Annotated in this window: 20 protein-coding genes; 7 read left to right on the top strand and 13 right to left on the bottom strand. The window is 59.4% G+C overall.

Annotated elements, in window-relative coordinates; genetic code table 11:
* Positions 1–47 precede the first annotated feature (47 nt).
* Together RAN89_RS04090 and RAN89_RS04085 are read left to right on the top strand one after the other, a co-directional pair.
* On the top strand, positions 48–2,249 hold the full coding sequence (locus RAN89_RS04090; protein WP_313868376.1) for an ABC transporter permease: 2,202 nt from the start codon (positions 48–50) through the stop codon (positions 2,247–2,249).
* Between the two features lie 23 nt (positions 2,250–2,272).
* Positions 2,273–3,319: an ABC transporter ATP-binding protein gene (locus RAN89_RS04085; RefSeq protein WP_313868375.1), complete on the top strand. Its 1,047-nt coding sequence runs from the start codon at positions 2,273–2,275 to the stop codon at positions 3,317–3,319.
* A 7-nt stretch (positions 3,320–3,326) separates the two neighbouring features.
* Here the strand turns inward: RAN89_RS04085 and RAN89_RS04080 are convergent, their stop codons facing one another.
* The 3 genes from RAN89_RS04080 to pyk all read right to left on the bottom strand — a co-directional run bounded on the left by RAN89_RS04080 (position 3,327) and on the right by pyk (position 7,012).
* Positions 3,327–4,232: a phosphoribosylaminoimidazolesuccinocarboxamide synthase gene (locus RAN89_RS04080; protein WP_313868374.1), complete on the bottom strand. Its 906-nt coding sequence runs from the start codon at positions 4,230–4,232 to the stop codon at positions 3,327–3,329.
* A 93-nt stretch (positions 4,233–4,325) separates the two neighbouring features.
* Complete coding sequence (fba, locus tag RAN89_RS04075) at positions 4,326–5,408, bottom strand: class II fructose-bisphosphate aldolase (protein ID WP_313868373.1); 1,083 nt, start codon at positions 5,406–5,408, stop codon at positions 4,326–4,328.
* Between the two features lie 170 nt (positions 5,409–5,578).
* Positions 5,579–7,012, bottom strand: a complete 1,434-nt coding sequence (gene pyk, locus RAN89_RS04070; RefSeq protein ID WP_087495966.1) for a pyruvate kinase — start codon at positions 7,010–7,012, stop codon at positions 5,579–5,581.
* Positions 7,013–7,181: 169 nt separating this feature from the next.
* On the opposite strand from pyk, the gene RAN89_RS04065 reads away from it, so the two are divergent.
* On the top strand, positions 7,182–8,156 hold the full coding sequence (locus RAN89_RS04065; protein WP_313868372.1) for a diguanylate cyclase: 975 nt from the start codon (positions 7,182–7,184) through the stop codon (positions 8,154–8,156).
* Between the two features lie 102 nt (positions 8,157–8,258).
* Here the strand turns inward: RAN89_RS04065 and RAN89_RS04060 are convergent, their stop codons facing one another.
* From RAN89_RS04060 to def, 5 genes are all read right to left on the bottom strand, one after another.
* Positions 8,259–9,452, bottom strand: coding sequence for a phosphoglycerate kinase (locus RAN89_RS04060; RefSeq protein ID WP_313868371.1), 1,194 nt, complete (start codon positions 9,450–9,452; stop codon positions 8,259–8,261).
* Positions 9,453–9,615: 163 nt separating this feature from the next.
* Positions 9,616–9,975: an AzlD domain-containing protein gene (locus RAN89_RS04055; protein ID WP_313868370.1), complete on the bottom strand. Its 360-nt coding sequence runs from the start codon at positions 9,973–9,975 to the stop codon at positions 9,616–9,618.
* Positions 9,975–10,715, bottom strand: coding sequence for an AzlC family ABC transporter permease (locus RAN89_RS04050; RefSeq protein WP_313868369.1), 741 nt, complete (start codon positions 10,713–10,715; stop codon positions 9,975–9,977). Before RAN89_RS04050 ends, RAN89_RS04055 begins: the two co-directional genes overlap by 1 nt.
* Complete coding sequence (fmt, locus tag RAN89_RS04045; protein WP_313868368.1) at positions 10,715–11,722, bottom strand: methionyl-tRNA formyltransferase; 1,008 nt, start codon at positions 11,720–11,722, stop codon at positions 10,715–10,717. The genes RAN89_RS04050 and fmt overlap by 1 nt, the downstream gene beginning before the upstream one ends.
* Before the next feature lie 21 nt (positions 11,723–11,743).
* Positions 11,744–12,253 carry a peptide deformylase gene (gene def / locus RAN89_RS04040; protein WP_313868367.1) on the bottom strand — a complete coding sequence of 170 codons (510 nt, stop codon included), beginning with the start codon at positions 12,251–12,253 and terminating at the stop codon, positions 11,744–11,746.
* Positions 12,254–12,394: 141 nt separating this feature from the next.
* On the opposite strand from def, the gene RAN89_RS04035 reads away from it, so the two are divergent.
* The 3 genes from RAN89_RS04035 (at position 12,395) to RAN89_RS04025 (ending at position 15,390) form a co-directional block, all read left to right on the top strand.
* Positions 12,395–13,612 carry a LysM peptidoglycan-binding domain-containing protein gene (locus RAN89_RS04035; RefSeq protein ID WP_313868366.1) on the top strand — a complete coding sequence of 406 codons (1,218 nt, stop codon included), beginning with the start codon at positions 12,395–12,397 and terminating at the stop codon, positions 13,610–13,612.
* A 24-nt stretch (positions 13,613–13,636) separates the two neighbouring features.
* Positions 13,637–14,803 carry a DNA-processing protein DprA gene (dprA, locus tag RAN89_RS04030; RefSeq protein WP_313869337.1) on the top strand — a complete coding sequence of 389 codons (1,167 nt, stop codon included), beginning with the start codon at positions 13,637–13,639 and terminating at the stop codon, positions 14,801–14,803.
* Between the two features lie 89 nt (positions 14,804–14,892).
* Positions 14,893–15,390 carry a Smg family protein gene (locus RAN89_RS04025; protein ID WP_313868365.1) on the top strand — a complete coding sequence of 166 codons (498 nt, stop codon included), beginning with the start codon at positions 14,893–14,895 and terminating at the stop codon, positions 15,388–15,390.
* A 21-nt stretch (positions 15,391–15,411) separates the two neighbouring features.
* Here the strand turns inward: RAN89_RS04025 and RAN89_RS04020 are convergent, their stop codons facing one another.
* From RAN89_RS04020 to RAN89_RS04000, 5 genes are all read right to left on the bottom strand, one after another.
* A complete protein-coding gene (locus RAN89_RS04020) occupies positions 15,412–18,057 on the bottom strand; it encodes a DUF1631 family protein (RefSeq protein ID WP_313868364.1) in 2,646 nt (881 codons plus the stop codon).
* An 18-nt stretch (positions 18,058–18,075) separates the two neighbouring features.
* Complete coding sequence (gene secF / locus RAN89_RS04015; protein WP_313868363.1) at positions 18,076–19,029, bottom strand: protein translocase subunit SecF; 954 nt, start codon at positions 19,027–19,029, stop codon at positions 18,076–18,078.
* Positions 19,030–19,040: 11 nt separating this feature from the next.
* Positions 19,041–20,921: a protein translocase subunit SecD gene (gene secD / locus RAN89_RS04010; protein ID WP_313868362.1), complete on the bottom strand. Its 1,881-nt coding sequence runs from the start codon at positions 20,919–20,921 to the stop codon at positions 19,041–19,043.
* Positions 20,922–20,948: 27 nt separating this feature from the next.
* Positions 20,949–21,278 (bottom strand): preprotein translocase subunit YajC, encoded by a 330-nt coding sequence (yajC, locus tag RAN89_RS04005; protein ID WP_087495958.1) that lies wholly within the window; start codon positions 21,276–21,278, stop codon positions 20,949–20,951.
* A 140-nt stretch (positions 21,279–21,418) separates the two neighbouring features.
* Entirely contained in the window at positions 21,419–25,048 is a 3,630-nt protein-coding gene (locus RAN89_RS04000; protein ID WP_313868361.1) for an indolepyruvate ferredoxin oxidoreductase family protein, read from the bottom strand.
* A gap of 118 nt (positions 25,049–25,166) precedes the next feature.
* Between RAN89_RS04000 and RAN89_RS03995 the strand changes: the two genes are divergently transcribed.
* Positions 25,167–25,676 (top strand): Lrp/AsnC family transcriptional regulator, encoded by a 510-nt coding sequence (locus RAN89_RS03995; protein WP_313868360.1) that lies wholly within the window; start codon positions 25,167–25,169, stop codon positions 25,674–25,676.
* The last annotated feature ends 24 nt before the right edge of the window (positions 25,677–25,700 follow it).

Below are 25,700 nucleotides of genomic sequence, written 5' to 3'. Positions count from 1 at the left end.
GCCGCTGCGTTGTGCAGCAGGCCGGGCCCTGCCTCACGCTGGATGACATGAACACTTTTCACCCGTGGCGAACCCGCCGCGTCATTGCCCTTTGGGCCGCCCTTGGCGCTGCGGCCTTTGTGCTGCTGCCCTGGTATTTTCTTCAACGAGGGAGCCTCTTGGAGGCCCTGCCCGGCCTGTGGGGCGCCGCTGCCAGTGCCAACGGCTGGACTCAAATGAGCAGCCATGCCCGCCCCTGGCTGGGGGTGGGCATGGCGGGACTACTACTGGCAGCCTCCGCTGTATTCACCCATACACCGCGCCGCCAGGGTCTGTTGTTGTGCAGTGGCGCCGGCCTGGGTCTGGCAGGGCTGGTCTTCAGCGGATTTGCCATCGGCATTGTGGGGTGGACTTGGGATTGGCTCACTGCATTGGCAGGCGCCACGGACTACACCCAGCCGGGCATGGGGTGGGGCGCCATGGTGTTGATAGTGAGCCTGCTGGCACTGCTCTCCATCGGCGTAGCACGTCTAGGAGGATTCAAGGGTGACGCCTTCGTAGCCGGTGCCGTGTTGTGTTGTACCGCCTTGCTGGCGCTGTTTGTGGTGTACCCGGTTCTCAAGTCCTTGATGGGCAGCGTGCTCAATGACGAGGGACTATTCTCCATCAGCGCCCTGTGGGACCGGATCGGCACTGCCCGCATCTGGGGCCTCGGATGTATCAGTGGCCAAGGCCGTTGCGGTGTGGCGTGGAACACTCTGGGTCTCGCACTGCTCACAGCCGCCGGGACCACATTCCTGGGCACCTTGATCGCACTCTGGGCAGAGCGGGAAGCAAAAGCATTAGCCAAACCGCTCAACATTCTGGCCATGTTGCCCATCATCACACCGCCGTTTGTGGTGGGCTTGGGGCTGATTTTGCTATTTGGGCGTGCCGGGCTCTTCAATCAATATCTGGAGTGGGCTTTTGGCATTGAGCCTACGCGCTGGTTTTATGGTTTCTTTGGTGTCTGGCTGGCGCAGTTGTTCGCCTTCACCCCAATTGCTTTCATGATCATGCGCGGTGTGGTTCAAGGCGTGAGCCCTTCCATGGAGGAAGCCTCCCAGACCCTGCGCGCCAGCCGCATGCAGACTTTTTGGACCGTCACCCTGCCATTGCTCAAGCCGGGCTTGGCCAATGCATTTTTGGTGGGATTTATCGAGAGCATGGCGGACTTCGGGAACCCGATCGTGGTGGGCGGACAGTTCGCCGTGCTGTCGACAGAAATCTTTTTTGCCATCGTGGGAGCGTCCCTGGACCCGGGAATGGCCGCGGCCTTGTCGCTGATCCTGACGGTGTTTGCCCTTGCAGTCTTCTTCATCCAGCGCAGGGTGCTGGGCAAAGGCAGTTTCACCACGGTTGCCGGCAAGGGCGATGCCGGTTTGCCCATGCCCCTCCCCGCAGGTATCCGCAAGCTATGCCTGGGTGTGGCGGGGCCATGGCTGGTGTTCACGCTGGTGGTGTACCTCTTTGCCTTCGCTGGTGGTTTCGTCCAGACTTGGGGGCGTGACTACACGCTCACGCTGAATCACTTCCGCACGGCCTTTGATGTGCAATGGGGGGAGTACGGTGTGGTTTGGGCAGGTACTGCCTGGAACTCGCTGTTCACCACCGTGTCGCTGGCAGCCATGGCGGCCCCTTTGTGCGCGGGCCTGGGCCTGCTGATTGCCTGGTTGCTGGCGCGTGCGGAGTTCCGGGGCAAGGCCAGCTTCGAATTCTCTGCACTCTTGACCTTTGCAGTTCCGGGCACGGTGCTTGGTGTCAGCTACATCCTGGCATTCAACGTACCGCCTGTAGAGCTGACGGGTACCGGGCTGATCATTGTTTTGTGCTTTGTGTTCCGCAACCTGCCGGTCGGGGTGCGTGCAGGGACTGCCGCCTTCAAGCAATTGGATCGCTCACTGGACGAAGCGTCTCTGATGCTGCGCGCCAACACGCTCACCACCTTGCGCCTGGTGGTATTGCCCCTCATCAAATCGGCGCTGGTAGCAGCACTGGTGTATTCGTTTGTACGCTCCATCACCACCGTGTCTGCCGTGATCTTCCTGGTGACGGCGCAGTACGAGCTGTCCACCACTTACATCATCGGCCGCGTAGGCAATGGTGACTACGGTGTGGCGTTGGCGTATTGCACGGTGCTGATCCTGCTCATGTCCTGCAGCACCCTCTTGGTCCAAGCCCTAGTGGGTGAACGCAAACTCGGCCGCCGCAACGCTGCGACTGCCCATTGAAATACTTACGGATGACGACTTCCATGAACAACACAGGCATTTCTTTCCGTCAGGTCTCCAAGCGCTACGGCGGCGCCCACAGCCCTTTGGTAGTCAACGCGATTGACTTTCATGTTCCCAAAGGGACGCTGACCACCATCCTCGGACCATCCGGCTGTGGCAAGACCACCACCCTGCGCATGATCGCCGGGCTGGAGTCGCCCTCCAGCGGCCAAATTTTCATTGACGGCCGCGATGTCACCCACCTGGGTCCGGCGGAGCGCAACGTAAGCATGGTTTTTCAAAGCTATGCCTTGTTCCCCCACATGTCAGTGCTGGAGAACGTGTCCTACGGACTGAACGTGAGCGGCGTACCCAAACAGGAGGTGAGCGAACGTGCCCGTTCATCCATGGCTATCGTGGGCCTGGGAGGGTACGAGAGCCGCTACCCCGCAGAGTTGTCAGGCGGGCAACAGCAACGCGTGGCTTTGGCACGCGCGCTGGTGCTGGAGCCCTCTGTGCTCTTGTTTGATGAGCCGCTGTCCAACCTGGACGCACGCTTGCGCCGGTCCATGCGCGAAGAAATCCGGGCCCTGCAACAGCGACTGAAACTGACGGTGGCGTATGTGACCCATGACCAGAGCGAAGCCTTGGCCGTGAGCGACCAGATCATTGTGATGAACGGAGGGCAGATTGCACAGGCCGGAAGCCCACGCGAACTTTACGAGAACCCGCAAACTGAATTTGTTGCGGGCTTCATGGGCGAAGCAGTATTGCTCAATGGCCAATGTCTGGAGAATGGCTCTGTGGAATTGGGCCCCTTGACGCTCTCAACACCGCGCCGCTTGAACGCAGGCCCGGTGAAAGTGGCGATTCGCCCCGAAGCATGGTCCGTCCACCCCGGACACAGCGCGGGCCTGCAAGGCACCGTAAGCAAAGCGGCCTACTTGGGTAGCTTTCAGGAGTTGACGGTAGAGACCGCTTTAGGGCCCATCTTCGTCGTGGCCTCGGATGCCCAAGGCCACTGGTCGCCCCAAGACGATGTGACTTTGAACATCAGCCAAAGAGGCGTATCCGTCGTAGCGGCTTGAGCAGCGATCAGGTCGTCAAGCGCTGCAGGGCTTCGCGGTACTTGTCGGCCGTCTTCTCGATCACCTCGCGAGGCACGCGGGGTGCGGGTGGAGTTTTATCCCAAGGCTTGCCGTCCACCAGCGCTTGCTCCAGCCAGTCCCGCACGAACTGCTTGTCGTAGCTGGGCGGGTTAGTACCGACTTGGTAACTTTCCACTGGCCAGTAGCGGCTGGAGTCCGGTGTCAGCACTTCATCCATCAGGGTCAGGGTACCGTCTTTGTCCAAACCAAATTCGAACTTGGTGTCGGCAATGATGATGCCTTTGGTCAAGGCGAACTCAGCGGCCACCTTGTAGATGCGGATGCTGATGTCTCGGATCTGGGTCGCGAGGTCCAGACCGATCATTTCCACGGTTTTTTCGAAAGTGATGTTCTCGTCGTGGTCACCGACTGCAGCTTTGGCGGCAGGGGTGTAAATCGGCTCAGGCAACTTGCTGGCGTTTTGCAGGCCGGCAGGCAGTTTCACGCCGCATACCGCGCTGTTCTCTTGGTATTCCTTCCAGCCGCTACCGGCCAGGTAGCCACGTACCACCGCCTCCACAGGCAAGGGTTTCAAGCGCTTAACCAACATGGAACGGCCTGCGACCTGCGCCGCTTCTGCAGGCGTCACCACACTCTCTGGCGCCTCGCCGGTCAGGTGATTAGGACACACGTCGGCACCGTTCTTGCCCAGCTTCTCAAACCAGAACAAAGCCATCTGCGTCAGCAACGCACCCTTGCCGGGAATGGGTTCCCCCATGATCACGTCAAACGCGCTCAATCGGTCGCTGGCCACCATCAGGATGCGGTCTTCACCCACCGCATAGTTATCACGCACCTTGCCACGGGCAAGCAAGGGAAGGGACAAGGCGGAGGTGTGCAAAGCTGAAGTCATGGCATCCACAAAAGTAAAAAGGCTTCGCCCCGGAATGGAAGGCGAAGCCTTGGATTATCGCAAGTTCGGGCCGCTTAGCGGCACCATCGCGTTTCAGGCAGCGACTGCAGATTCCTGCACCACCTGGGCCAACTCACCGCGCGCGTATTGCCCAGCGACGACTTGCAGGCTATGGCCCTTGATGCTGGCGGCGCGACCTTCGCAACCGAACTCGATGTATCGCTGCTTGCACAGCTGCTTGGCTGCCTCACGGGCGGGCTTGAGCCACTCGCGGGCATCGAACTTTTCGGGGTTCTCGAACATGAACTTGCGCACAGCAGCGGTCATGGCCATGCGGATGTCGGTGTCGATGTTGACCTTGCGCACACCGAAGGGAATGGCACGCTGCACCTCTTCCACCGGCACGCCCCACGTCTGGGCCATCTTGCCGCCGTACTGATTAATGGCTGCCAGTAGCTCTTGGGGCACGGCGCTGGATCCGTGCATCACCAAATGGGTGTTGGGGATGCGGGCGTGGATTTCCTTGATGCGATCGATGGCCAAGATGTCACCTGTGGGCTTACGGGTGAACTTGTAGGCGCCATGGCTGGTCCCGATGGCAATGGCCAAAGCGTCAAGCTGGGTGCGCTTAACGAAGTCGGCCGCTTGCTCCGGGTCGGTCAGCAACTGCTCGCGGGTCATGATGGCGTCGGTGCCGTGGCCGTCTTCTTTGTCACCTTGCATGGTTTCCAGCGAGCCCAGGCAGCCGAGTTCACCCTCCACGGTGACACCCAGTTTGTGCGCGAGGTCTACAACTTTACGAGTAACTTCCACGTTGTATTCGTAACTGGCGATCGTCTTGCCGTCAGCCTCCAAGGAGCCGTCCATCATCACGGAGCTGAAGCCCAGGTCGATGGCGCCTTGGCACACGGCAGGGCTTTGGCCATGGTCCTGGTGCATGACCACGGGGATCGTGGGGTAGCTTTCCACAGCGGCCTGAATCAGGTGCTTGAGAAAGTGCTCACCGGCATATTTGCGGGCGCCGGCGCTGGCTTGCATGATCACAGGAGCGCCGGTTTCTTTGGCCGCCTCCATGATGGCCTGAACCTGCTCCAGGTTGTTGACGTTGAACGCTGGAATCGCATAGTTATGCGTTGCAGCGTGGTCCAAAAGCTCGCGCATGGAAACGAGTGCCATTTTTCTATCCCCAGGAAGTTAATAACCTGCAGCGGCCAATTCATGTAACCGCTTGGTAACTTGTACCGTTGCCGGATTCTAACCGCCAAGGGTTAACCCGCCTAATCAGGCCTCACGCGGGCACAAAAAAGGGAGCCACAGCTCCCTTTTTTGTGATTGCCAAGCTGCAATCAGCTGACTGCGCAGATCTTGAGCATGTTGGTGCCACCCGGAGCACCCATGGGTTCGCCACAAGTAATGGCATAGATGTCACCCTTTTGCACAATGCTGCGGGTCTTGAGGTGCTTTTCGGCATCCATCAATGCGGTGTCGCGGTCGGCGCTGGTGCCCATCAACAAGGGACGCACATTGCGATACAGCGTCATCTTGCGCTGGGTGCTGACCTTGGGGGTCAGCGCATAAATCGGCACGTGGATCAGGTGACGGCTCATCCACAAAGCGGTGCTTCCGCTGTCTGTCATCGCCACAATGGCTTTGGCACCCAGGTGGTGAGCAGTGAACAAAGCGCCCATGGCAATCGACTGGTCAATGCGGGTAAAAGTCTTTCCGGTGAAGTCGGCATCCAGCTTGACCATCTCGCTGCTTTCCGCAGCCAGACAGATCTTGGCCATCTCAATCACGGTTTCCAGGGGGTACTTGCCGGCTGCAGTTTCGGCGGACAACATGACGGCATCCGTGCCATCCAGCACCGCGTTCGCCACGTCGCTCACCTCGGCGCGGGTAGGCACCGGATTGGTGATCATGGACTCCATCATCTGGGTGGCGGTAATCACCACTTTGTCGTGCTCGCGGGCCAGCTTGATCATGCGCTTTTGCAGCGCAGGCACGGCAGCGTTGCCCACTTCCACTGCGAGGTCGCCACGGGCGACCATGATGCCGTCGGAGGCGAGGAGAATTTCTTCCAGCTTTGGAATCGCCTCGGCGCGTTCAATCTTTGCGATCAGGCCGGGCTTATGGTTGTATTCAGCAGCTGCAACATTGCACAACTGGCGCGCCATTTCCATATCAGTGGCGTTTTTGGGGAAGCTCACCGCCACGTAATCCGCCTGGAAACTCATCGCAGTGCGGATGTCTTCCATGTCCTTGCCGGTCAGGGCGGGAGCGGTCAATCCGCCACCCTGCTTGTTGATGCCCTTGTTGTTAGACAACTCGCCACCGAGCTTGACGGTGGTGTGCACCTGGTCACCGATCACAGCGTCCACAGTGATGACGATCAAGCCGTCATTGAGTAACAAAACATCGCCGGCCTTCACTTCCTGGGGGAGGGACTTGTAGTCCAAGCCTACGGCATCAATATCACCCAGTTCGGTGCGGCCGGCATCCAGAACAAACTTCTGACCCTGCTCCAGAAACACCTTGCCTTCAGCAAACTTGCCGACGCGGATCTTGGGGCCTTGCAAGTCGGCCATGATGGCTACTTCGCGGCCGGCACGCTGTGCTGCTTCACGGACCAAGCGGGCGCGATCGATGTGGTCCTGGGCTTTGCCGTGGCTGAAATTCAGACGAACCACGTTCACGCCGGCGCGGATCATCTGCTCCAGAATGGCGGCATCGCTGGAGGCGGGTCCGAGGGTGGCAACAATTTTGGTGGCGCGGCGCGGCATATGTCTGTCTCCTAGAGGTAGTTACCTATTTTCACATGCTTGTATGTATCCCGGTTACATGCAGGGCACAAGATGTTTTTGCAGTGGCGGGTAAGTACCAAGCGGCTTGTCTGACAACCCATGATGGAATGGTGCCCTTTTCGTCTTCATTCACCCGCCTGCCCAAACCATGAACGCCGCTGCCACCCACACTGCTGCCCTGCTGGACAGCACCCACGGCAAGCCCAAGGTTCTGGTAGTAGACGACCAGCCCCTGCCCATGGAATTGCTGGTGCAGACCCTGTGCGACGACTACCAGCTCTACATGGCCACCAGTGGCGAGCAGGCTCTGGCACTTTGTCGCAGTGATCCGCCGGACCTGGTGCTGCTGGATGTGCTGATGCCGGGGATGGACGGCTTCTCAGTGTGCAAGGCGCTCAAGGCCAACCCGGCGACTGCCGCCATACCGGTGATTTTTGTGACAGCCCGCGCCGACCCCGGACAGGAAACCCATGGCCTGAGCCTGGGGGCGGTGGACTTTATTGCCAAGCCCATCAACCCTGCCGTAGTGCGCGCCAGAGTGCATACCCACCTCACACTCAAGTTCCAGGCCGACATGCTCAAAAAGCTGGTGCTTCTGGACGGCCTGTCAGGCGTGTTCAACCGGCGCTATTTCGACCAGCAGCTGGCATCAGAGTGGGGGCGCTCCACGCGCAGCGGCTTGCCGCTTTCCTTGATTCTGGTGGATGTGGATCATTTCAGCGCCTACAACGCGCGCTATGGGCATCAGGCTGGTGATGATTGCCTGCGCCTCATCGCCGTGGCACTCAAAGGTGTGCTTCGACGACCGGCCGACCTGGTGGCCCGGTTTGCCGGGGAAGAATTTGCATGCCTGCTGCCGGACACCTCGCCTGCAGACGTCCGCAAGCTGGCCAATGACATGGCCCAGCGCGTGCGCGATTTGGGCCAGCTGCAGCCGGGCCATACCGCCATGCAACACATCACCGTAAGCATCGGGCTGGTGACACGCACCCATGCCGCGGCGGGACAGGTTGACGGCTTTTTGCAAGAAGTCAGCGCCCAACTCGCGCTGGCCAAAGCCAGCGGGCCCGGCCAGATACGCAGCACGGTGATACTGGGCACGCCAGCCGCCACTGCAGCCTGAATGGCATGGAGAACCCTAAAGAAAAAGGCACTTTTAATTTCACATCAAAAGTGCCCTTGGCGCCCGATTTGTATGCGCGGGCAGCTACATATTTAGGAGCAGTCAGCCCGCAGCGCGCTTGCCCAGAATTTCGAAGGCCGGCAGGGTTTTGCCTTCCAGCACTTCCAGGAAAGCACCACCGCCGGTGGAAATGTAACCCACCTGTTTTTCAATGCCGTACTTCGCAATGGCGGCCAGTGTGTCGCCACCGCCGGCAATGCTGAAGGCGCTGCTCTCGGCAATGGCGTGAGCGATTACTTTGGTGCCGTTCTCAAAGGCCGCGAACTCAAACACGCCGACCGGGCCATTCCACACAATCGTGCCGGCCTTCTTGAGTTGCTCGGCCAGGGCTTGGGCGGTTTGGGGGCCGATATCGAGAATCAGGTCGTCGTCTGCCACCTCGGTCGCCGCCTTGATGGTGGCGGGCGCATCGGCCGCAAAGGTTTTGGCAGTCACCACATCGGTGGGGATAGGCACGGCCGCACCACGGGCCTTCATGGCTTCGATCACTGCAGTCGCCTCTGCCAGCAAATCAGGCTCCGCCAAGCTCTTGCCGATCTTTAAGCCGGCCGCCAGCATGAAGGTGTTGGCAATGCCTCCGCCCACAATGAGCTGGTCCACATTGGCTGCCAGGCTCTTGAGAATAGTCAGTTTGGTCGACACTTTGGAACCCGCCACGATGGCCACCAAGGGGCGCTTGGGCGCCAGCAGGGCTTTGGAGATGGCGTCCATTTCAGCGGCCAACAGGGGGCCAGCACAGGCGATGGGCGCGAACTGGGCGATGCCGTAGGTCGAGGCCTCTGCCCGGTGGGCGGTGCCGAAGGCATCGTGCACAAAGATGTCGCACAGCGCTGCCATTTTCTTGGCGAGCTCTTCGTTGTTCTTTTTCTCACCCTTGTTGACGCGGCAGTTTTCCAGCATCACCAGCTGGCCGGGAGCAACGGTTACGCCATCGGTCCAGTTCACCAGCACCGGAATCTCACGGCCCATCAGCTCGCCCATGCGCTGGGCAACGGGTGCCAAAGAGTCTTCGGGCTTGAACTCGCCCTCGGTGGGGCGACCCAAATGGCTGGTCACCATCACGGCGGCACCGGCTTTCAGGGCCATTTCGATGCAGGGAATGCTGGCGCGGATGCGGGTGTCCTCGGTGATGTGGCCTGCGTCGTCCTGGGGAACGTTCAGGTCCGCGCGGATAAACACGCGCTTGCCGGCCATTTGGCCTTGGGCCACCAGATCGGAGAAACGGATCACTTGCATGGGGTCAACCTCGGAAGAATGGAAATGGAAAAACAGGCTCAGAGTCCGCATGGAGCGGCAACAGCCCGCATTGTAGGAGTGCGCTCTGTACCGGACCCTGCGTATCGACAACGTAACGGCAACGTACCGCGCTTGTCTGTGTGGGGCCGGTCAGCCCTGCGTCCTACCAGCCCAGCCCTACGTGCAGCGGCAGGTACACCGCCATCCCCGACAGAATGGTGCCCAATACCGCCTGCCCTTGACCGCGCCGCCAGAAGAAATAAGCCAGACCGCCTGCGACCGCATAGAGGCGGGCATCTTTCAGGGTGTGAATCATCTGGCCTTGCAACATCACGATCTCCGGCACGATGACCGCAGACAAGGCTGCAATCGGGGCATATTGAAGCCCCCGTTGCGCCCACGTCGGCATGACCCAGTCTTTGTCAAAAATGAAGAAAAACGAGCGCGCGACCACGGTCACACAGGCCAGCCCCAGGATGGTGAGCACCGTCCATACATCGGTGTTCGCCAACCAGTTTGCCATCAGGCCACCCGCCGTTCTTCGGTAGTTGCAGAAATACGCGCCTCCAGGAGCAAACACACCGTCACAGCGGCTGCAATGGCGACCAGAATATTGAGCTTGAGCGGCAAGGCAAAGGCGGCCACCGCCGCCGACCCTGCCACTCCGGCAGACACCCAACGCATGCGGGTGTTGGCCAATGATGCCAACATGCCTACCAAAGCCAGAATGCCGGCAAAACCCAAGCCCCACGAAGTGGGAACAAAGTTGGCCAGAATCACGCCCACCACACTGCTCGTGACCCAGCTCGCCCAGTTGATGCCTCCGTTGCCTGCCAGATAGGCCATCTGCGCTGCGCGCTCGTCCGCGTTGCCGCCGGGGTGGGGATAGTGCTTGGTGAACAACACGTAGGTCAAGTCCGCAGACAGGTAACCCGTGACCAGACGTTGCCAGCGCGGCAAGTGCATCAGGTAGGGCCGCAAATGCGCACTGAACACCACAAACCGAAGATTCACACAAAACCCGGTGGCCAGAATCACCCACATGGGAGCGCCCGCCTGAATCAGCGGCATGGCCGCCAACTGTGAACTACCAGCAAAGACCGTAGTGGCCATGAGTAGCGCTTCCACGGTGCTCAGCCCGGACTTGACCATGGCCACACCGGTCATCAAACCCCAGGCCGCAATGCCGGGGGCTACGCCCGCCATGTCGGCAAAGCCCCGGCGGAATTCCGGGTGCCGGCGGTTCTCGGCGAGAAAAAACATCAGGTGGCCGGCGCTGCAGAGGCCTGCAACTCAAACTGCGCACCCACCTCCAACGGCATGCCGCGCAAGAAGTCTGACACGGCCATGCGCTTGCCGCCCGGACGCTGCAGCTCCGTGATGATTACTATGGAATTCATAGCAGCCACCGCAATACCTTCGGGCGCAACGGCCACAATACGTCCATATTTTTCGGAGGCAGTACCGTTCCCGACTTTGGCACCCCATACCTTGAGTGTTTCGCCTTGCATCACGGCCGTGGCGCCGGGAAAAGGGTTAAATGCCCGGATGCGGCGGACGATGCTGCTTGCGTCATCCGCCCAACGGATGGGTGCTTCTTCTTTTTCGATTTTGTGGGCGTAGGTCACTCCCTCGTCCGGCTGGCGCCGGGGCTGGAGCGCGCCTTGGGAGGCCAGATCCAGGGTTTGCACAATCATGCGGGCACCCAGCGAGGCTACTTTGTCGTGCAGTGTGGCGGTGGTGTCGTCTGCTGCAATTGGTAGTGACTCCTTGAGCAACATGTCACCGGTGTCGAGACCCGCGTCCATCTGCATGATGGTGACGCCGGTCTCCGGATCACCCAGCTCGATCGCCCGGTGGATGGGGGCCGCGCCGCGCCAGCGGGGAAGCAATGAGCCGTGGATATTCAGGCACCCAAAGCGTACTCGTCCATCCGCATGTGGCGCGGCCATATCATCCAGCACCCATTGGGGAAGAATCAAGCCGTAAGCGGCCACCACCATGACGTCGGCTTTCGCATCAGCGATGGCCTGTCGTGCCGCCGCAGCATCTTCAAGAAATTTGCCATCGAGCCGCAGACTGCGCGGCTGCGCCACCGGTATGGAATGCTCAAGCGCAAACTGCTTGACTGCGGAAGCCTGGAGTTTCATGCCCCGCCCGGCCGGCCTGTCGGGCTGACTCATCACGAGGGCAATGGTGTGCCCGGCAGCATGCAATTCGGCCAGTGCAAGACGGGCGAACTCGGGAGTCCCGGCAAAAATGATGCGCAAAGGGCGCTGCAACGCCGGCACTTAGCGCGCTTCCTCGCGCTTGGCTTTGATCATTTTGGTTTTGATGCGGTTGCGCTTCAGTGGCGAGAGGTACTCCACGAACACTTTTCCCATCAAATGGTCCATTTCGTGCTGAATGCAAACAGCCAACAAGCCATCCGCTTCAATGACACGACTTTGGCCATTTGCGTCCAGCGCCTTGCAATGCACGGCGTCAAAGCGCGTGACACCGTCGTAGATACCGGGAACCGACAGGCAACCTTCTTCATTGAGGTGAGTGGTCGGGCTGGTCCAAACGAGTTCCGGGTTGATCAGGACCATGGGCTGGTCGCGGTCCTCGGACACGTCAATCACGATCACGCGCTCATGCACATCGATCTGGGTAGCCGCGAGGCCAATGCCTTTAGCGTCGTACATGGTTTCAAGCATGTCCGCTGTCAGGGTGCGGATACGGTCATCCACCTGGCTGACCGGCTTGGCCACGGTGTGAAGACGGGTGTCGGGGTAACAGAGAATGGGAAGTAGAGCCATGAATGCAGCCTTGGAGATGTGGGTATTTTCGCCACTTTTACGCTTGCTTGCATAACAGCGAGCCCAAAAACGTTGCTGAATCAAGGGCTTGAGCGCAAAATCGCGCGTAAATTATCAAGTTCACACTCTGATTCGTACCCTATGACGACACACCTGATGGCGAAATCCCGCTTGGCAATTGCCGCCTTGGCTGCACTGGCGGGCGCGCTGGCGACTTCCGCCACGTGGGCGCAGAATTTCCCGATCACCAGCGGGCAGCGCCAAACGGCCACTGCAGTCGCCCAAAAAGGGGTGCCACTGAGTGAGCTGGCCGCCAATGCCCCGGACCGCTACACCGTCAAAAGTGGCGACACACTGTGGGGCATCTCCTCCTTGTTCCTCAAGAGCCCGTGGCGCTGGCCTGAGCTGTGGGGCATGAATCTGGATGAAATCAAGAACCCCCACCGCATTTACCCCGGCCAGATTTTGATTTTGGAGCGCGCCAATGGCGTCGCCACTCTGAAGCTGGCCAATCCGGTTGGAGAGAGCGCCGCGGCCCCGGAGACCGTGCGCGTCAGCCCGCGGACCCGCTTTGAGACCCTGCCAGACTTCGCGTTGCCCACCCTGCGCACCAGCGTCATTGAGGCATTCCTCGCAGAGCCCATGATCGTGGACGCCGCGGGCCTGAGCGCCGCCGCCCGCATTGTGGCGACGCAGGAAGAGCGCGTACTTCTGGCGCGAGGCGATCGCGCATATGCGCGTGGCACAGAGACTCCTTTGCTGGACAACCAGAACAAGGAGCAACTGTTCCGCGTATTCCGCAATGCGACGCCTTTGAAAGACCCCGGTACCGGCGAAATCCTGGCCTATGAAGCCCAGTACGTGGGCAAGGCGACTTTGGCCCGAGGCGAAAGCACTACTGATGTGAACGGGCCGGAGGGCAGCACCCTCAGTGCCGTCGTTCCCGCCACCATCGACATCATTTCTGCCAAGGAAGAGATGCGTGTGGGTGACCGGCTGTTGCCTGAGCCCCCCAAACAGTTTGCAAGCTACACGCCCCGTGCGCCCGAGGGCCGGATCGCAGGTCGCATCGTGTCTGTGTATGGCAGCACGTCCATCGTCAATGCATCCCAAAATCAGGTCGTTGCGATCAATCTGGGTAAGCGGGATGGCATTGAAAGCGGGCATGTACTTGCAATCCAGAAAGATGGTGCCCGTATCGTGGACAAGTCAGACCCGACCAAACCGCTGATGAAGTTGCCTGACGAGCGCAACGGGCTGCTCATGGTTTTCAGTACCTATGAGCGCGTGTCTTATGCACTGATCCTCGAAATCATCGATGGCGTGCGCGTGGGTGACCGCCTGATCAATCCCCGCTGAACTTCCAGCAGGATGCGCCCCGGCATGGATGCGGAGGAGCTGCGCAGCTGGCTGCGCCTTGAGTTGACCAGCGGCGTCGGTAACGTCACCGCCCGCAGTCTGCTTCAGCATTTCGGACTCCCGAACTCCATCTTTGAGGCCACGGAGTCTGAACTCCGGGTTTGTGTCACTGAGCGGCAGGCTGAGGCCCTTTTACAAGTACCGCAGGGCCTCGATGAGCTGGTTGACCTTACCCGGCATTGGCTACAGGCAGCTCCCGATCAGCGGCGCGTGTTGACTTTGGGCGATAACGACTACCCACTCGCGCTGCTTGACACCGAAGATCCGCCCCTGATGCTGTATGCAATGGGGCAGGTACAGGACCTGGCTTCCGGTTTCGCACGGTGTGCACATCGAGGCGTTGCGGTCGTGGGCAGCCGAAACCCCACGCCACAGGGCATTCAGAACGCCAGACAGTTCAGCGCAGCCCTTGGACAAGCCGGGTTGACTGTGGTGTCAGGCTTGGCATTAGGTATCGATGGTGCTGCCCACGAAGGCGCATTAGAGGGCAGCTTCAAGGATGAGCTCGCCACCATTGCAGTGGTGGGCACAGGATTGGACCGGGTCTACCCCAAAGCCCAACTGGACTTGGCCCATCGGATTGCCGCACGCGGAGTTCTTCTGAGCGAGTATCCGCTGGGAACCCCACCCTTATCGGCCAACTTCCCCAAACGCAACCGCATTATTTCCGGCCTCTGCAAGGGTACTTTGGTCGTCGAGGCAGCCTTGAAATCCGGTTCATTGATCACGGCTCGCATGGCCGTCGAACAGGGTAAAGAAGTATTCGCCATTCCGGGATCCATCCATTCCACCCAAGCACGGGGTTGCCATGCGCTGATCAAGCAAGGCGCAAAATTGGTGGAATCTGCGCAAGACATCCTGGATGAACTGAATTTGATGACTGATGCGCGGGCTACGTCGACCACAACCCATGGTACCGGCGAAGTCAGCCCATCTGCCGCGACTTCCCTCTCTTCCTTAGAGAACGGTTTGCTGGATGCTTTGGGGTTCGAACCTACCAGCCTTGACGTACTTCAAAACCGCAGCGGAATGGATACCGCTACACTGCAAGCTCTCTTGATGGGTCTCGAGCTATCCGGTTTTGTGGCGCGGTTGCCCGGTAGCAAGTTCCAGCGTCTCGGAACAGCCTAAATCGGGCCCAGCCCTCACTGATCCGGAGAAAAGACGGGCAGTTCAGACCTGCTCATCCCGCGCGGTTTTTCTGGGATATATTGGCTTCCATGTTCGAAGTCCTCGCCTTTGTTTACGAAAACTATTACGCAGAAGACGGTTGCCCGGAGCCGGCTCACCTGCAACGAAAACTCAATGCGGTAGGCTTTGACGAGGATGAAATCTCTGAAGCCCTCGACTGGTTGTCGGGTCTGGGCAGTGCGGCAAGATTTGCCCGACCCGCTGTAACCGATTCGCCTACGGTGCTGCACAGCACCTGGCTGCACCTTCCATCCAGCCGCAGTGCCCGGGTGTATTCAGTGCAAGAGCAGAACCAGCTGGGTCCCGTGTGTTTGGGATATTTGAGCTTTATGGAGAGTGCGGGTATCTTGCCGGCGCACATCCGGGAAGTAGTGATGGACCGCAGCATGGCTATTACCAGCGCCCCGATCAGCTTGGATGACTTGAAGATCATCATCCTCATGGTGTTCTGGACATTCGGGCAGGAACCCGACGCCTTGGTACTGGATGAGCTCTGCAACGACCACGAAATCCGAATCGTGCACTAAACGCCGAACGGAAAAAGATCCTCAGGTAAGCAAACGCTCGGGATTGGCCTCGAGCTTGGCCAACGCATCGCGCGTAGCGCGTACGGTGAGTGCCTCTTCTTCTTGGGGCAAAAGGAGGCCGGCTTGCAAATAAGCCGCCAAACGCCCACCCTGAATCAGGAAACTTTTTCCCGAGGTCGAGGCAAACAGGTTGAGGTGTTTGCGATCGCTACGCCAAGCAAATTGCACCTGGGTAATCTGGTTGTTATGGTCCAGTGTGTACCAAGTTCCGAGCTGGAGTTCTTGGGCCCAAGCCATCATGGCTGCGGTTGGTTTGGAGCCACCATTGGCCACCACCTCGATTGCCGATGCATCGATACCCAACATCATTTCGATACTTTCGGCGTCCAGCGGTAGGTCTCCCATGCCGTCCTCAGACACGAAGTCTTCCAGGTTGCCAAGACGCTGGGCCATGGCATCAATTTTCGCTTGCGGAATAGCCTGTGTCTTCGACATGAAAGCATCCGCCAAGGTATCACTGATCCGCTTCACGTGGGCTTCTTGCTCAGACGGAGCCATGGCCAGCAAGGTCATTCCGGAACGCAAACGGAGCAACAAATTTGGCAAATCTTGAATCACTTTGGCCCGGTCTGCACGGTTGGGCTTGGCACTGGCCGCCCATACAAGATCCGTGGCTGACTTTTTTAGCACCAGCGTGTCCGCATGTTGCGGGCCTTTGCGGACTGCGGCCACAGCCAGAACCTCGGCCCACACCTTGAATAGGAAGTCACGGATCTCGTCACGGACAGGCATGTCCTTGAGCATGTTCCGCATCTCGATCGTGTATTGGATTGCCAGCGTTTCCTTCTGTTCGACTTGCTGAGCAACTCCGACCACCTTTTGTGCGGGACCCTTTTCTGTCAGGAACTTGGACAAAAATTTCTGAAACTCGTCAAAAACGATCTGGTAGACCTTTTTGCCCGTCTCCGGATACTGTTCGATCACCTGAACAATACGCTTGATCTCGGCTTCCATGGCACTTCCATGAACGCCTGCAGCATCAAAACCCATAACGCAGGAACCCATCCGATCAATCAGCATACGGGCCGGGTGGGTTGCCGTACCAAAAAAGTCAGGGTCCTCCAAGGCCACGCGCAGAACCGGCATCTGCAAACGGGCAAACCAGACGCGAATTCCGGGCGGAATGCGCTCCTCCGCGAGAATGGCCTGAAACATGAGCGCCACTATCTCAATGGTCGCTTTCTCCCCTTTGGTTTCTGCTTTTTTCTTCAGTTCGGCAGACTTCTCACGCAAGTCGCCTGCAACTTTCGCAACGCCCGCAGGACTGTAATCTTCGTACATCGTGCCACCAGCGGCGTACCCTGCCCCACCAGCCGGCTGATAAGCCATGGCAGCCGCCAAGGCTGGAGACGGCGCGTAATGTTCGGTGCCCACAAAGTCGCCACCGCCATGTGCTACAAACAATTTACGGATTTGTCCGATGACACCTTGCGCTCGACTCCTCGCACGTGCCAAAGGCGTTGTAGCAGTCAGCATACGAGTCTCTTCAGCGGCTCCATAGGCCTGCCCGGGGGTGCTACTCGCACCGGACGACTGGCGCCAGAAGGGCGTGGGGGTCGAAGTACTGACTCCTTGTGGCCCGGATGCAGGTCCACTCGCCATGCCACCTGCCGTAGCACTACTTGACGAAGTACCACCCCAACCCAAGCGACCACTGAAAAAGCCTCCGCCAGAGCGTGGAGCCGAATTCACTTGCTCAACACCACCATGCCCTGAAGCTGCACCGCCCCCTTGAGGCGCCGCATAACCCTGCCGCAAACCTGCGCGTCCAGTTGGAGAGGCGAACCCGGTCGCTCCGTAGCCACCACCCTGCTGGGGGTATTGGCCTTGGGCGAACTGGCCTTGCGGATATCCCGCATCGCCATAGCCCATGTCCCCATAGCCACTGGAGCCATGTTCTGGAGGGGGGGCGTCGACACCGGTTACCGGGGCACGCGGTCGCGGCAATGCAGACTTGGTGGGTGACTTGACGCGGTCCTTCAACTCAATGGTCGGCATCACACCTTTGCTGATCAGCAAATCGTTGGCATTTTTGTAGGCCACGATCAAGCGCTCAATCAGAAGGCGCTGGACCACTTCGGTGACCATTGGCCACGACTCTCCGGGCATCCCGGATTTCGCCCACTGTTCGACGAGCAGCAGGACCAGAACTTCGGGCCGCAATAGATCATGCCCTTCCAGATCCTCCGTCCCCTCAAGGTACTTGATGCGGATGCGCAAGTCATCCAACTGGGGCAATACTTTTTCGTTCACCGCCAACACCATGCGTGAGGCGAGAATCTTGTTCTCCACCACTTCGGTGCCTACCAGCTCCAAACCTGCAGACTCCAAGCCCGTTGCCTTCTTCTGCTTGGGCGGCTCCAGGCACTCACGCCAGACCTTGGTGGTTCCGTCAATCCATACCGGCCGACTTTGCTTGTAGGCCATCCAGATATCCCGGCGCAACTGAGACTCACGGGCATTGGTCAGCTCATCCATCAGCGCGGTCAAACGCTCCTGGACTGCCCCACTGATCTCCAGCAGTGCCTTGCCGGCCTCAGCAAGAAATCGCTCACGCAGTGCGCGCGTAAGCTGCAAACGGGGGGAGAGCGTGGGACCGGTAGCCATCGTCGTGTTCAGTTGCCTTTAGACAGTAGCACCCGCATTAGGATCGTTGGGGTCAGCATCCTTTTTAACGCCTCCCTTTACCAGGTCTTCGCGTTGAATACCCAGCCACATCGCAATAGCTGCCGCAACGAAGACCGAGGAATAAATGCCGAACAAAATCCCGATAGTCAATGCCAAGGCGAAGTAATGCAAGGTGGCACCGCCGAATACCAGCATAGAAAGCACCATCAATTGCGTGGAGCCGTGGGTAATGATCGTGCGGCTGATGGTTGAAGTGATGGCGTTATCGATGATCTGTTCCGTGTTCATTTTCCGGTAGCGACGGAAGTTCTCGCGGATACGGTCAAAGATCACTACCGATTCGTTCACGGAATAACCAAGGACCGCCAATACGGCCGCCAATACAGGCAAGGAAAATTCCCACTGAAAGAACGCAAAGAAGCCAAGAATGATGATCACATCATGCAAGTTGGCGATGATGGCTGCCACCGCAAACTTCCACTCGAACCGGATGGCAAGGTAGATCATGATGCCCACCACTACAAAGGCCAGAGCCTTCAAGCCGTCAGCCGCGAGTTCATCACCCACTTGGGGGCCCACAAATTCCGTGCGGCGCAAGGTCGCGCTGGCATCTGACGCTTTCAGGGCGGACAACACCTTGTCGCTTTGCTGGCCAGAAGTGCTGCCCTTTTGCACCGGCATGCGGATCAACACATCCTGTGCAGTACCGAAATTCTGAACCTGGACGTCATTGATGCCCAAGCTCGCTACGGTGCTCCGAATGTTGTCCAGATTAGCCGGCTGGGAATAACTGACTTCCATCAAGGTGCCGCCGGTGAACTCCACCGACAAATGCAACCCGCGCGAAAACAGGAAAAACACGGCCGCCACAAAGGTGACGAACGAGACCAGATTGAAGATCAAAGCATTCCGCATAAACGGAATGTCACGGCGGATTTTGAAGAATTCCATGACTTTTCCCTTTAGTTGGTGGTGACCTGCTGCCCAGCATCAGGACGCCAAACGGTACCGATGGAAACCGTTTTCAACTTCTTTTGGCGACCGTACCACAAATTCACCACGCCACGCGAGAAGAAGACGCCGGAGAACATGCTCGTCAAAATACCCAAACAGTGAACCACTGCAAAACCACGTACCGGACCGGAACCGAATGCCAGCAAGGCCAAGCCGGCAATCAGCGTGGTGACGTTGGAGTCAATGATGGTGGCCCATGCGCGGTCGTAACCGGCGTGGATGGCAGCTTGTGGCGACGCGCCATTGCGCAGCTCTTCCCGCACCCGCTCGTTAATCAGTACGTTCGCGTCAATCGCCATACCCAGCACTAATGCCATCGCAGCCATACCCGGCAGGGTCAGGGTGGCTTGCAACATGGACAAGACCGCCACCAACAGCAGCAAGTTGAACGCCAGCGCGACGCTGGAAATCATGCCGAACAGCATGTAGTAGACGCACATGAAAATGGCCACGGCGGTAAAGCCCCAGGAAACGCTCTGGAAGCCCTTGGCAATGTTTTCAGCACCCAGGCTCGGGCCAATGGTGCGCTCTTCAATGATTTCCATGGGCGCCGCCAATGAGCCGGCGCGAAGCAACAGGGCTGTGTCAGCCGCCTCTATGGTGGTCATGCGACCGGAAATCTGTACACGCCCGCCGCTGATTTCAGAGCGGATAACTGGAGCGGTCACCACCTCGCCCTTGCCCTTTTCGAACAAAAGGATGGCCATGCGCTTGTTGATGTTCTCGCGGGTGACGTCACGGAAAATGCGCGCACCCTTGGCATCCAAGGACAGGTTGACGGTGGGTTCCTGGGTCTGGCTATCGAAACCGGGTTGAGCATCCGTCAGATTCTCACCGGTGAGGATCACCTGCTTCTTGACGATCACCGGGCGCCCTTCGCGATCCAGGTAACGTTCTGAGCCAAAAGGCACCGGGCCGGTTCCGGTTTCGGCAGAGCGCGCCTCGGTACCCTCGTCCACCAGCCGGACTTCCAGCGTTGCTGTCCGGCCCAGAATGTCTTTGGCCTTGGCAGTGTCTTGCACACCGGGCAACTGCACCACGATGCGGTCCAGACCTTGCTGCTGAATCACCGGCTCGGCCACGCCCAGCTCATTGATACGGTTGTGCAGGGTGGTGATGTTCTGCTTGAGCGCCTGCTCTTGAATGGTCTTGGCGGACACCGGCTTGATGCTGGCAACCAGCTTCACATCGGCGCCGTCCGTCGAGGACACCGTTTCCAGATCGGCGAATTGGTCTTGGATGATGCGCTTGGCGGCATCCGCCGTGGCAGCGTCACGGAAACGCACTTCCACCGTTTGTGCATTGCGGGAAATACCACTGTGACGCACATTTTTCTCACGCAATACAGTGCGGATATCCCCGGCGAGTGATTCAGCACGCTTGGTCAGCGCTGCCTGCATGTCCACCTGGAGCATGAAATGCACGCCGCCGCGCAAATCCAGCCCCAGATACATGGGAGATGCATGCAAAGCGGTCAGCCATGCGGGAGATCGGGACAACAGGTTCAAGGCCACGATATAGGCCGGATCAGTCGCATCCGGGTTAATCGCCTTCTGGATGGCGTCTTTGGCTTTGAGCTGGGTATCGGTATCAGCAAAGCGGGCCTTGACGGAAGTGCCTTCCAAAGCCACCGCGTCTGCGGTCAAGCCGGCGTCCTTTAATGTTTGTTCCACCTTGGCCAGAACTGCGGCGTCGACCTTCACGACCGATTTGGCCGCGGAGACTTGAACCGCGGGTGACTCGCCGAACAAATTGGGCAGGGCATACAAGCCACTGACCACCAGCGCGACCAGAATGATCGCGTACTTCCACACCGGATAACGGTTCATGATCGCGCTTTGCTTCGGGTTGACGACTTACTTGATGGAGCCCTTGGGCAGCACTTGCACTACCGCACTGCGCTGCACCTGAACTTCCACGCCACTGGCCACTTCCAGACCCACATAGCTGTCGCCCAACTTGCTGACCTTTCCGAGCACGCCACCAGCGGTCACGACTTCATCGCCCTTGGCCAACGCATCGATCATGGCGCGATGCTCTTTCTGCTTTTTCATCTGGGGGCGGATCATCACAAAGTACAGCACCACAAACATCAGCACCAAAGGCAACATGCTCATCAAGGAGGATTGCATGTCACCGCCAGCGGCAGCAGGAGCGGTTTGGGCAAAAGCAGAAGAAATGAACACAGGCAAACTCCACAAAAGGGAACAAAACAAAAACGTTTGCGGCTGCGGGCATGCCCGCGCGCACGCGGACCGGCCTCTGGCCAGCCAACCGGTCATTGTAAGCGGGGGAAAAGGCCCGCCCGTGAAGGGCGGGCATGGCCCTAAGCAGCCCGGGCTTGTTGGGCTTGATCCAGAGAGCGGTAGCGCGCCAACAGCTCAGCCCACTGGACTTTGGCCGACCTCAGGTGCCGGGCCTTGACATGGCCATAGCCGCGGATGTGCTCGGGGACTTTGGCAAACGCGACGGCAGCGCTCAGGTTGCCTGAGTTCAAGGAGGGCAACATACTCTCCACAGCTTCGCGGTATTCAACGATCAGGGCCCGCTCTTCGCGGCGCTCTTCCGTGTAGCCGAACACATCCAAAGCGGTGCCCCGAACAACCTTCAACGGGGCCAATGCCCGGAATGCTAGGCCCATCCAGCTGCCAAAACGCGCCTTCTGCAGCTCGCCCTGGGCGTTTTTGCGGGCCCACAAGGGCGGTGCGAGGTGGTAGGCCAGCTTGAAGTCGCCTTCGAACATGGCGCCAACGCGAGTTTTGAACGCGGTGTCGGTATGCAATCGCGCGACTTCGTACTCATCTTTGTAGGCCATGAGTTTGAAGAGGTAGCGTGCGACCGCCTCCGTCAAAGGCAGCTTGTCACCGCCCAGCGCAGCCTCCTTGGCACGCACGTGCATCACAAAGTCCGTATAGGTGCGGGCGTAGGCCGCGTTTTGATAGCCGCTCAGAAACTCCACACGCTGCTGCACTATGGCGTCCAACGTTTCTTTGCTGCGCGGCGTGAATGCAATCACTTGCCCTGGGTTGATGGCGCGTTGTACGGCGGGCCAATCCACTGCGGCGCGGCGGCCCCACTCAAAAGCGGCCTTGTTGTTCCCCACCGCCACGGCATTGAGCTCGATAGCGCGCATCAAGGATGCCAGTCCCAAAGGAATCCAGCCCTTTTGCCACGCATAGCCCAACATCATGGGGTTGGTGTAGATGCTGTCACCCATCACCTTGGTGGCCACCGCATCGGCATCCAACAGCCCGACATGACTTTCGCCCACGGTGCGGATGATGTCGCTCACGCACTGGTCACCGGGGTTGGTCCAGTCGGCATTTTTCACAAAGCCGGCAGTAGGCACCGTGTTGGCGTTGAGGGCCACATGGGTGCGACCGGGCCGCATGCGGATGAGCGTCTCTTTGCCAGCCACCACGACCGGATCACAGCCCAGCACCAAATCTGCAGAAGCCGTACCGACCCGCGTGGTGCGGATCGCGTCCTGCGACGCGCCAATCAACACATGGCTCCAAGTCGCGCCGCCTTTTTGCGCCAATCCACCGGCGTCCTGGGTGACGATGCCTTTGCCTTCCAGGTGGGCCGCCACGCCTAGTAGCTGTCCAATGGTGATCACGCCCGTGCCGCCCACACCTGCCACGATGGTGCCCCACACACCGCCCTGCACCGTTGCAAGGTCGGGAAGCTGCGGGTCAGGCAGCGCCGGCCAGCCACTGGCATCGGTTTGCAATTTCACCGGCTTCTTCAGGATACCGCCTTCCACGGTCACAAAGCTGGGGCAAAAGCCTTTGACGCAAGAAATGTCTTTGTTGCAGGTGCTCTGGTTGATCTGGCGCTTACGCCCGAAAGGGGTCTCCAGCGGCTCCACACTCATGCAGTTGCTTTGCACGCCGCAATCGCCACAGCCTTCACACACCAGTTCGTTGATGACTACGCGCTTGGCGGGGTCCACCATGGTGCCGCGCTTGCGGCGGCGGCGCTTTTCGGTGGCACAAGTCTGGTCATAAATGATGACGGTGGTACCTTTGATTTCGCGGAACTCCCGCTGGATGCGGTCCAGCTCATCGCGGTGCTCGATGGCAATACCCTCGGGCAGCCCCTCGACTGCATCGTATTTTTCAGGCTCGTCTGTCACCACTATGATTTTGATAGCGCCTTCCGCACGCATGCTCTGCGCTATCTGTACCACCGAGTGCCCTTCCGGCCGTTCACCCACTTGCTGGCCACCGGTCATGGCCACCGCATCGTTGTAGAGGATTTTGTAGGTGATGTTGACGCCGGCCGCAATGCTCTGGCGGATGGCCAGCAAGCCGCTGTGGAAGTAGGTTCCATCGCCCAGGTTGGCGAAGATGTGTTTGTCGTTGGTGAACGGCTGCTGCCCGACCCACGGCACGCCCTCGCCGCCCATTTGGGTAAAGCCATCGGTGCTGCGGTCCATCCAGATAGTCATGAAATGGCAGCCGATACCGGCCATCGCACGCGAACCTTCCGGCACTTTCGTGCTGGTGTTGTGCGGGCAGCCTGAGCAGAACCAGGGCTGGCGAACCGCAGCAGCGGCACCGGAGTTACCCAAGTCAATGACGTGCATGGCCCGCTCTTTGGCTTCCAGAATCGCCATCTGGGCATCGATGCGGGCGCTGGTGTCGGCATCCAGCCCCAGCTTTTTGATGCGCTGGGCTATCGCACGGGCGATGATGGCCGGCGACAAATCCGCATTCGCACGCAACAAGGTGTTGGCGCTCGGGTTGGGCATGGACCACTCGCCACCGGCGCCATAGTGATCTGGCGTTTCCACCTCGTTGAATTTGCCCAACACTGTGGGGCGCACGTCCGCGCGCCAGTTGTACAGCTCTTCCTTGATCTGGTATTCGATGACCTGGCGCTTTTCTTCCACCACCAGAATCTCCTGCAAGCCGGTGGCGAATTCGCGAGTCAGCTGCGCCTCCAGCGGCCACACCACGCCCACCTTGTGCAGGCGGATGCCGATGCGGCGGCAGGTGTCATCGTCCAGCCCCAGGTCGAGCAACGCCTGGCGGGTGTCGTTGTACGCCTTGCCACTCGAAATAATGCCGAAGCGATCGTGCGGTCCTTCGATCACGTTGTGGTTCAGCCGGTTGGCGCGGATATAGGCCAGCGCGGCATACCACTTGTAATCAAACAGGCGGGCTTCCTGGTCCAGCGCATGGTCGGGCCAGCGGATGTGCAGGCCGCCAGGTGGCAACTCAAAGTCGGCCGGCATGCGGGTGAGGACGCGCTCGGGGTCGATGGTGACGGTGGCGCTGGACTCCACAATTTCCTGGATCGTCTTCATGCCCGCCCACACGCCGGAAAAACGGCTCATGGCAAAGGCGTGCAGACCGAGGTCCAGAATCTCCTGCACATTGGCCGGGAAGAACACCGGGAATCCGCAGGCCTTGAAGATATGGTCGCTCTGGTGGGCGGCAGTGGAGCTTTTGGAGATGTGGTCATCCCCCGCCACGGCGATCACACCGCCCCAGGGCGTGGTGCCGGCCATATTGGCGTGCTTGAACACGTCAGAGCAGCGGTCCACACCGGGGCCTTTGCCGTACCAGATGCCGAACACGCCGTCGTATTTGTTAGTGCCGGGTGGTGCAAAGCCCAGTTGCTGAGTACCCCACAAGGCGGTGGCAGCCAGCTCCTCATTCACGCCCGGCTGGAACTTGATGTGGTGGGCCTCCAGGTATTTTTCTGCCTTGACCAGCGACTGGTCATAGGTGCCCAAGGGCGAGCCACGGTAGCCGCTGATAAAGCCGGCCGTATTCTTGCCGGCGCGCTGGTCGCGCACGCGCTGCAGCATGGGCAGCTTGACCAGTGCCTGCACGCCACTCATGAAAGCGCGGCCGTGGTCGAGGGCGTATTTGTCGTCGAGGGTGACCGAATCCAACGCCGTGCGGATGTGCGCGGGCAGGTCCCGGTTGAGGGGTGCATTCATGGTGCTTGTCTCCGTGTTTTTGTTTGGCAAAGTGTATGCCCGCAACTCAGATAGGTGTTTGCTTTCTTTGCCTGAAAACCACCTCTCAAAGAACGATTCTTTCTCCATAATGCGATTTATGGAAACACTTGACCGTTATGACCTGGCCATCCTGAGCGAGCTGCAAAACGATGGGCGCCTCAGCAACGCCGAACTCGCCACCCGCGTGGGCCTGAGTGCGGCGCCGTGCTGGCGGCGGGTGAAGGCGCTGGAGGACAGCGGCTTCATCACCGGCTACCGGGCAGAGATCAACCGCCACAAAATCGGGCTGGGGGTGCTGGCCTTTGTGCGCTTGGACGCCAACCGCAACAGCGGCGATGTGCTGCACGAGCTCGAAGAGGCGATACGGCGGATCCCGGAGGTCATCAGCTGTCACTACATCAGCGGCACCGGTACTTTTGAGCTGCAGGTGGTCAACCGCGACCTGAACAGCTTCAGCCAGTTTGCGCGCGAGGTGCTGATCAACCTGCCCAACGTCAAAGACCTGCACACCAGCTTCTCGCTGGGCGAGGTCAAGGCCAGCAGTGCGCTGCCCTTGAGCCAGCTGCAAGCGCCGCCCACAGGCGCCACCATGAAAGGACGTACATGAACCGACGACATTGGCTGGTTTTGG

Source organism: Rhodoferax mekongensis, assembly GCF_032191775.1.
In the GTDB taxonomy this organism is placed as follows: domain Bacteria; phylum Pseudomonadota; class Gammaproteobacteria; order Burkholderiales; family Burkholderiaceae_C; genus Allorhodoferax; species Allorhodoferax mekongensis.
Note: the sequence above shows the minus strand (reverse complement) of the source record. Positions and strands in the feature narration are given on the sequence as shown.

Coding starts and splice junctions, on each gene's coding strand:
- RAN89_RS04090 (WP_313868376.1), top strand. CDS start 48: ATGAACACTTTTCACCCGTGGCGAACCCGCCGCGTCATTGCCCTTTGG.
- RAN89_RS04085 (WP_313868375.1), top strand. CDS start 2,273: ATGAACAACACAGGCATTTCTTTCCGTCAGGTCTCCAAGCGCTACGGC.
- RAN89_RS04080 (WP_313868374.1), bottom strand. CDS start 4,232: ATGACTTCAGCTTTGCACACCTCCGCCTTGTCCCTTCCCTTGCTTGCC.
- fba (WP_313868373.1), bottom strand. CDS start 5,408: ATGGCACTCGTTTCCATGCGCGAGCTTTTGGACCACGCTGCAACGCAT.
- pyk (WP_087495966.1), bottom strand. CDS start 7,012: ATGCCGCGCCGCGCCACCAAAATTGTTGCCACCCTCGGACCCGCCTCC.
- RAN89_RS04065 (WP_313868372.1), top strand. CDS start 7,182: ATGAACGCCGCTGCCACCCACACTGCTGCCCTGCTGGACAGCACCCAC.
- RAN89_RS04060 (WP_313868371.1), bottom strand. CDS start 9,452: ATGCAAGTGATCCGTTTCTCCGATCTGGTGGCCCAAGGCCAAATGGCC.
- RAN89_RS04055 (WP_313868370.1), bottom strand. CDS start 9,975: ATGGCAAACTGGTTGGCGAACACCGATGTATGGACGGTGCTCACCATC.
- RAN89_RS04050 (WP_313868369.1), bottom strand. CDS start 10,715: ATGTTTTTTCTCGCCGAGAACCGCCGGCACCCGGAATTCCGCCGGGGC.
- def (WP_313868367.1), bottom strand. CDS start 12,253: ATGGCTCTACTTCCCATTCTCTGTTACCCCGACACCCGTCTTCACACC.
- RAN89_RS04035 (WP_313868366.1), top strand. CDS start 12,395: ATGACGACACACCTGATGGCGAAATCCCGCTTGGCAATTGCCGCCTTG.
- dprA (WP_313869337.1), top strand. CDS start 13,637: ATGGATGCGGAGGAGCTGCGCAGCTGGCTGCGCCTTGAGTTGACCAGC.
- RAN89_RS04025 (WP_313868365.1), top strand. CDS start 14,893: ATGTTCGAAGTCCTCGCCTTTGTTTACGAAAACTATTACGCAGAAGAC.
- RAN89_RS04020 (WP_313868364.1), bottom strand. CDS start 18,057: ATGGCTACCGGTCCCACGCTCTCCCCCCGTTTGCAGCTTACGCGCGCA.
- secF (WP_313868363.1), bottom strand. CDS start 19,029: ATGGAATTCTTCAAAATCCGCCGTGACATTCCGTTTATGCGGAATGCT.
- secD (WP_313868362.1), bottom strand. CDS start 20,921: ATGAACCGTTATCCGGTGTGGAAGTACGCGATCATTCTGGTCGCGCTG.
- RAN89_RS04000 (WP_313868361.1), bottom strand. CDS start 25,048: ATGAATGCACCCCTCAACCGGGACCTGCCCGCGCACATCCGCACGGCG.
- RAN89_RS03995 (WP_313868360.1), top strand. CDS start 25,167: ATGGAAACACTTGACCGTTATGACCTGGCCATCCTGAGCGAGCTGCAA.